The organism is Corallococcus sp. CA053C, from assembly GCF_003611675.1.
Taxonomy (GTDB): domain Bacteria; phylum Myxococcota; class Myxococcia; order Myxococcales; family Myxococcaceae; genus Corallococcus.
The window spans coordinates 1-5977 of sequence record NZ_RAWA01000516.1 but is presented as its reverse complement, the minus strand read 5'-3'; the positions used below and the strand labels follow the sequence as shown (position 1 = coordinate 5977).

The window sequence follows — 5977 nt, the reverse complement described above, 5'->3', positions numbered from 1 at the left end:
CCCCGGAGCTGCCCATGCCCTCCTATCCCGCCGTCGAGACCTTCATCGAGAAGGCCACCCCCGACGATGTCCAGGCGCTCTTCGCGCCCGTGAAGGAAGGCCTGGCCGGCCTCAAGGGGCCGCGCGCGGAAACCGGCAAGAAGGCCCAGGCTGCGATCGCGCGGGCCGAGGAGCTGCTGGGCATGCTCGTGGATGTCCGGGAGAAGCTCGTCGCGGAGTCGAAGCAGCCCAAGGGCCGGAAATAACGGCCCTTTCGGGGGCCGGGACGATTTCTTGTCCCCGGCAGGCAACCCGCGAGGGGTTCCCCCGATAATCCATTGAAAGAGCCGAGGGATGATCCCAGGCTCACCCTTAATTCGCTGGCAGCAGCGCGGAGGCTGAAATGAGCAAGATCGACAGCGGTATGATGGGTCCGAACCTGCGCATGAACACCCAGATGACCACGGCTCGGCAGACGCCGAACACGAGCTTCGGGGCGCGCGTGCAGACGGGCCTGAACAACGCCGCGGGCGTCGTGGGCGCGGGCGTCGGCGCGGTGGCCGGCTTCGTGCCGGGCGCGGGCATCGTCTCCGCGGCGGTCTCCTCGGCGCAGACCTTCTCCGGCGCCTCGGGCTCCGGCATGGCGGGCGGCCCGTACGCGGGCGTCGTGAACACCGGCTCCGGCGCGGTCCCCACCACGTCCATGCCCGGCACGGGCACGGGCATCCCCGGCTCGGGCGGCTCCTCCACCCTCGGTACCAGCGTGGGCGGCAGCGGCAGCGTCGGCGACCAGGTCAACGGCAACTACAGCCTGAAGTCGATGATGGACGACAACCAGAAGATGCTGTCCATGCAGTCGGCCATGCAGCACGAGTCGCAGCTCTTCACGGCGGTTTCCAACGTGATGAAGTCGCGGCACGATACGACCAAGAACTCGATCGGCAACATCCGCTAGTCTTCGACTTCAGCGGAAACTGACCGGTGCAAGGAAGGCGGCCCTCGACGGCCGCCTTCCGTGCTTCCGGCCACAGGAAAGGAAGCGCGACGTCCATGTCGGAAACCGCCTCGGAGATCGCCAACAGCCTCGTGCCCCTGGCGCGCCAGCCTGCCATGGTCCTGCTGGAGTCCGGCTACCTGTGGCTGGACATGGGCCACTTCGACAAGGCCCGCGAAGTGTTCGTCGGCGCCGCCGCGCTGATGCCCAAGAGCGAGGTGCCGCAGATTGGCATCGGCGCCGTGGAGTTCGCGCAGGGCCACCATGACAAGGCCCTGCAGGCCTACCGGGTCGCCCAGCGTCTGGCGCCCCTGTCGTCGCTGCCCCGGGCACACGCGGGGGAGGCCCTGTTGTTCATGGGCAAGGTGCCGGAGGCCCTCAAGGAACTGAAGGCCGCCATGGACCTGGAGCCCGAAGGCGATGGCGCCAAGCTGGCCCAGGCCCTCATCCAGGCGAAGGAAGCGGGGGCCCTGCCTCCGCCTCGGAAGTAGCAGTTAGCGCGAAGGAGGTACGTCGATGGCTGTCGGTGGAGTCGGACGTGGGGGTGGGAAGGGCCGCGCGGGCGGCGTCAAGGGTGCGTCCGGTGCGGCGGGTGCTGCGGGCGCGTCCTTCGGCGGCAAGGTGGACAAGACGGAATCGCTCGTCGGGCCTTCAGGTCTGGTAGGCTCCAGCAACGTCCAGGGCCCCCAGGCTGCGGATCCGATCGCGGCACAAGCGCTCGCCATCGCCCGTCGGTTGAAGAACGGGGGCTTCAAGAGCAAGGAAGAGGCGACGAAGGCGCTCGTCTCCGAGGTGCTCCAGGAGAAGCTGCACATGAAGTCCGACGCCCTGACGGGCCGAATCGCCGGTGCCTTGCAAGACGATCCTCGGTTGAACCAGGTTCTCGAGCGGCTGTGGTCCAAGGCCGAGTGAGCGCGCCGCTTGCCTCTGGGTGAAGACAGGAAGGTCATCCTGGAGAAGTACGGCCCGTACGTGCGGTCGCTCGCGGCCACCGTGCGCAAGCAGTTCAACGCCCAGCTGGAGCTGGACGAACTGCTGGCCTATGGGCAGATCGGTCTCCTCGAGGCAGCGGAGCGCTTTGACCCCAAGGTTGGCGCCAACTTCCTCACCTTTGCCCACTACCGCATCAAGGGCGCCATCTTCGACGGCCTGAGGAAGATGGGCGTGCTCCGGGGCGCGGATGCCCGCAGCGCCTACCAGGGCGAGCGCGCGACGGCCTATCTCGGAAATCTTGCCGATCGCGAGCAGGGATCAAGCAACCGCGGGTCGTCATTTGACGATGATATCGGAGACATCTCGGATGCCGTGGCGGGACTGGCCGCGGTGTTCGCAGCGGGGGCGGAAGGGGCGGAGGCGGCGGGGTATGTCGACGAATCCCTCCCGGCGGATCAGCGCCTGGAGATGGAGCAACTGAAGAACCGGGTGCGCTCGGCCATCGAGAAGCTTCCGGAGAAAGAGCGCAAGCTCCTGCAGGGCTACTACTTCCAGGGCCGTACGCTGGAGGAAGCAGGGGCGGAAATCGGGCAGTCGAAGAGCTGGGCGTCGCGGCTTCATGCGCGCGCCATTGACCGGCTCAAGGAACTCTTGAACGAGGAGGAGGAACTCCCTCCCCCCTCGACGGATGCAAGGAGGGTGTCACATGGCGGCTCCGATGAGCGGCATCTCCGCGGGACAGGTGGCGCAGCAAAAGCTGCAGGATCAGGGCGCCCAGCAACAGACGAACAAGACGGGCGCGTCGAAGTTCGACGGAGTTCTCGCTGACAAGGCGCAGGGCGCCAACGCGGCGGACGCGACCCAGGGCGTCAACAAGGCGCAGGCCGCCCAGAAGGTGGACACCGTCCGCCAGGTGGAGACCGTCAACAAGACGGAGAAGGCCGGCCTGAACAAGGTCAGCAACGCCGCGCAGCAGCCGGCCACGACCAAGGGCGCGGAGCCCGTGGACGCGAAGGCCGAGGCCTCCAAGACGGGCAAGTCGGGCGGCATGGTGTCCGACCTCGTCTCCGGTCTGGAGAAGGGGCAGATCAGCATGGACAAGCTCATCAAGGAGGCCAGCTCCGGGAAGAACATGTCCAACGCGGAGATGCTGGGCCTCCAGGCGTCCATGTACAAGTACTCGCAGGAGCTGGACCTGACGTCGAAGGTCGTCGAAAAGGCCACCAGCGGTCTGAAGGACGTCGTCAAGACCCAGGTCTGAAGTCCCACCCGCCGGGCCATGGCGGCATGCGAAGGGCGGTCCCTCCCAGGTTGGGAGGGGGCGCCCTTCCGCGTTTTGCAAGGGCCCTGTTAAGCTACCTCCCGCCCATGACTCGCCGAACGCCCGCCTTCGCCGCCCCGCTCCTCGCCCTGCTGCTCCTCACCGGCTGCTCCATCGAGCTGCAGCACGAGCTGACGGAGGCGGATGCCAATGAAATCTACGTGCTGCTCAGCAAGAACGGCATCAACGTCAAGAAGGAGAAGGCGGAGGGTGGCAACGAAGTGCGCTTCACCATCGTCGTCCCCAAGGGTGACGCCGCGCAGGCCGCGGAGCTCCTGAAGCGCAACTCGCTGCCGCGCCCGGTGGAGAAGGGCCTGTCCCACTTCGCCAAGGGCAGCATGGTGCCCACCGCCACGGAGGAGCGCGCCATGCTCCTCAAGGCGATGGCCGGCGAGGTGTCCAACGCGCTCAACCAGATCGACGGCGTGCTGGAAGCGCGCGCCATCGTGATGGTGCCGGAGAACAACGACCTGTCGCAGCCGGAGAACAAGCCGATGCCGTCGGCGTCGGTGTTCATCAAGTACCGCGCGCTCGAGGGCGGCAAGCCCCCCATCTCCCCGGACGCGGTGAAGCAGTTCGTCGCCAGCTCCGTCGCGGAGCTCAAGCCGGAGGCCGTCACCGTGCTGATGACGGAGGCGCTCGCGCCCACGGCGGAGATGAGTGAGACCAACCGCCTCCAGGACGTGCTCGGCGTGCGCATGACGGCCGCCAGCGCGGGGACGTTCAAGGTCATCCTCGGCGGCGCGTTCGCGCTCATCCTGGCGATGATGGGCCTCACCGCGTGGACGTTCATGCGCGGCTCGGGTGGTGGTGCCGCCGCCGCGGCGCGCCCCGCCCGTGCGCGCGGGGGTCGCACGGAGTGACGTCGTCCCCGCGGCCCTCCTGGGGCGGACCGCGGGACGTGTCCTCCAGGCCGGGGACGCGCCTTCTATCTTCAGCGGGCCACTTGTGGGGGCCCGCGAGGTGACCGTTGGATTCATTCTTCACCTCGCTCAGCAAGCGCCAGACCATGATGCTCCTCACCGCGGTCACCTTCGGTGGCCAGGAGAGCCTGGCCGCGCTGGAGCACCTGCCCGAGGAGGAGGCCGCGCTCCTGCGGCACCGCGCGCAGGAGATCCTCCAGATTCCGCGCGAGAAGCGTCTGCCCGCCGTGGTGCAGGAGCTGAAGCGCCTGATGAAGGACCGGCGCGGGCAGCTGTGGACCGCGGATCCGGAGCGGCTGGCGGCGCTGCTCCAGCGCGAGCGCGGCGCGCTGATGGAAGTCACCCTGCGCGCGCTGCCCGGCAACATGGCGGACGCGGTGCGAGGCCACCTGCCGCCCTCGCGCGTGAAGCTCACCCGCGAGGTGCGTCCGCAGGTCCTGGACATCATCCGCTGGAAGCTGGAGGAGGCGCTGGCGCGCGAGGTCGCGGGTCAGTCCGCGGGCTTCAAGTTCGCGGACGTGCTGATGCTCCAGACGCGCGAGCTGCTCACGGTGAGTGATCGGTTGGGCGCGCGCGTGCTCGGCCCGGCCCTCGCGGGTCTGCCTGAAGGCGAACTGACGGGCCTGATGGAGTCCCTGCCGCCGGACCTGCTCCAGCTCGCGAGCAAGTCCGTGGCGGCCAATGCGCCGCGCAAGCTGCCCGAGGAGGACGCGCGCGCGCAGATCACCCTCCACGAGGGGTTCAGCCGGCTCGCCGGTGCCATCCGCAGCGCGGGCGTGCAGCGGTTGGCGCGCGCGTGCGTGGCGCAGTCCCCGGAGTTCGCCGCGCGCATGCTGGAGAAGCACCGCGGCGAGTTCGGTCACCTGCTGGCGAAGTGGGTGCGCGAGGAGCGCTCGCGGCCCACGGCGCGCGGGGATGGCGGACGCACCGACATCGTGATGGACCTGGAGCGGTTGGCCCTGCGAGGCCTCATCGAGCGCCCCGTGCGGTTGACGGCGCCGCCGCCGCGCCCCTCCGCCGTGCTGCCGCCTCCGCCCGGTGCGCGCAAGGCCGCGCCGCCTCCCGCGGCACGTCCGGCTCCGGCCGGGAAGGAGGGTGGGCGCATCACCGCGCCGGATCCGTCGCGGCAACCCGCGCTGCGTGCTCCCAGGGCGCTTCGAGGCGGGGAAGACGAGGAGGCCGGAGGCGATGCCGGCGCTAAGCGCGACTTCATGGCGGAGCGTGCGGCCCGCCGCGCGGGCGCCGCGTCCAGCCGCGACGCAGGCCCCGGTGGCCCGTCCGCGCCGCCGCCCGGGCGTTCGCGCCCGCCTCCGGGAGACGAGCGGGGCCCCGCGCCGCGCGCGTCCATGGTCTCGCCCGAAGGGGACGCGAACGGCTCCAGGATGCGACGGATGCCCGTGGAGCGGGAGCGGGGACCCGCGCCGCGCGCGCCCGAGGGCGACGCGAACGGTTCGCAGATGCGACGGATGCCCGTGGAGCGGGAGCGAGGCCCCGCGCCGCGCGCGTCCATGGCCGCGCCGGAAGGGGACGCGAACGGTTCGCAGATGCGCCGGATGCCGGTGGACCGGGGCTCTGCGGTAGGTCCCGCGCCCCGTTCCTCGACCGGGGGCGTCCCCAGCCGCCGCGAACCTGAAGGCACCCGGCCTACGCGCCCCGGACGGGTGGATCCGGACGGGGCCCGCATCGGGCCCCCTCCCTCGCGACTGGGCATGCGGGGGGAGTCACGTCCCGTGGATCAGGACGAGCCGCAGGCCCGCTCCGTCCGCGCCGAGCGCCCCTCGCGACCGCCCGCCGCCGAGGAGCCCCGGGCCCCCCGGCGTCCGGACC

Annotated in this window: 8 protein-coding genes; all 8 read left to right on the top strand. The window is 70.1% G+C overall.

From position 1 onward, the window contains the following. The first annotated feature begins 8 nt into the window (after nucleotides 1-8). The gene (locus tag D7V97_RS38825) at nucleotides 9-245 is read left to right on the top strand and encodes a hypothetical protein (RefSeq protein WP_233583512.1); all 237 of its coding nucleotides are present in this window, start codon (nucleotides 9-11) and stop codon (nucleotides 243-245) included. Nucleotides 246-382: 137 nt separating this feature from the next. After that, nucleotides 383-934: a hypothetical protein gene (locus tag D7V97_RS38820; RefSeq protein WP_120615627.1), complete on the top strand. Its 552-nt coding sequence runs from the start codon at nucleotides 383-385 to the stop codon at nucleotides 932-934. A 95-nt stretch (nucleotides 935-1029) separates the two neighbouring features. Then, on the top strand, nucleotides 1030-1464 hold the full coding sequence (locus D7V97_RS38815; RefSeq protein ID WP_120615626.1) for a lipopolysaccharide assembly protein LapB: 435 nt from the start codon (nucleotides 1030-1032) through the stop codon (nucleotides 1462-1464). A gap of 25 nt (nucleotides 1465-1489) precedes the next feature. Then, the gene (locus tag D7V97_RS38810; protein WP_120615625.1) at nucleotides 1490-1885 is read left to right on the top strand and encodes a hypothetical protein; all 396 of its coding nucleotides are present in this window, start codon (nucleotides 1490-1492) and stop codon (nucleotides 1883-1885) included. Between the two features lie 9 nt (nucleotides 1886-1894). Next, nucleotides 1895-2734 carry a sigma-70 family RNA polymerase sigma factor gene (locus D7V97_RS38805; protein WP_120615624.1) on the top strand — a complete coding sequence of 280 codons (840 nt, stop codon included), beginning with the start codon at nucleotides 1895-1897 and terminating at the stop codon, nucleotides 2732-2734. Further along, the gene (locus D7V97_RS38800) at nucleotides 2625-3167 is read left to right on the top strand and encodes an ATP-dependent helicase HrpB (RefSeq protein WP_233583511.1); all 543 of its coding nucleotides are present in this window, start codon (nucleotides 2625-2627) and stop codon (nucleotides 3165-3167) included. The genes D7V97_RS38805 and D7V97_RS38800 overlap by 110 nt, the downstream gene beginning before the upstream one ends. 107 nt (nucleotides 3168-3274) lie before the next feature. After that, complete coding sequence (locus tag D7V97_RS38795) at nucleotides 3275-4090, top strand: type III secretion protein (RefSeq protein WP_120615623.1); 816 nt, start codon at nucleotides 3275-3277, stop codon at nucleotides 4088-4090. A 107-nt stretch (nucleotides 4091-4197) separates the two neighbouring features. Continuing rightward, a partial coding sequence (locus tag D7V97_RS38790; RefSeq protein WP_233583510.1) for a hypothetical protein occupies nucleotides 4198-5977 on the top strand: 1780 nt, incomplete at its 3' end.

Excerpts from the sequence above, each read along its gene's own strand:
- D7V97_RS38800 (WP_233583511.1), top strand. The coding sequence starts at position 2,625 with ATGAGCGGCATCTCCGCGGGACAGGTGGCGCAGCAAAAGCTGCAGGAT.
- D7V97_RS38810 (WP_120615625.1), top strand. The coding sequence starts at position 1,490 with ATGGCTGTCGGTGGAGTCGGACGTGGGGGTGGGAAGGGCCGCGCGGGC.
- D7V97_RS38820 (WP_120615627.1), top strand. The coding sequence starts at position 383 with ATGAGCAAGATCGACAGCGGTATGATGGGTCCGAACCTGCGCATGAAC.
- D7V97_RS38815 (WP_120615626.1), top strand. The coding sequence starts at position 1,030 with ATGTCGGAAACCGCCTCGGAGATCGCCAACAGCCTCGTGCCCCTGGCG.
- D7V97_RS38795 (WP_120615623.1), top strand. The coding sequence starts at position 3,275 with ATGACTCGCCGAACGCCCGCCTTCGCCGCCCCGCTCCTCGCCCTGCTG.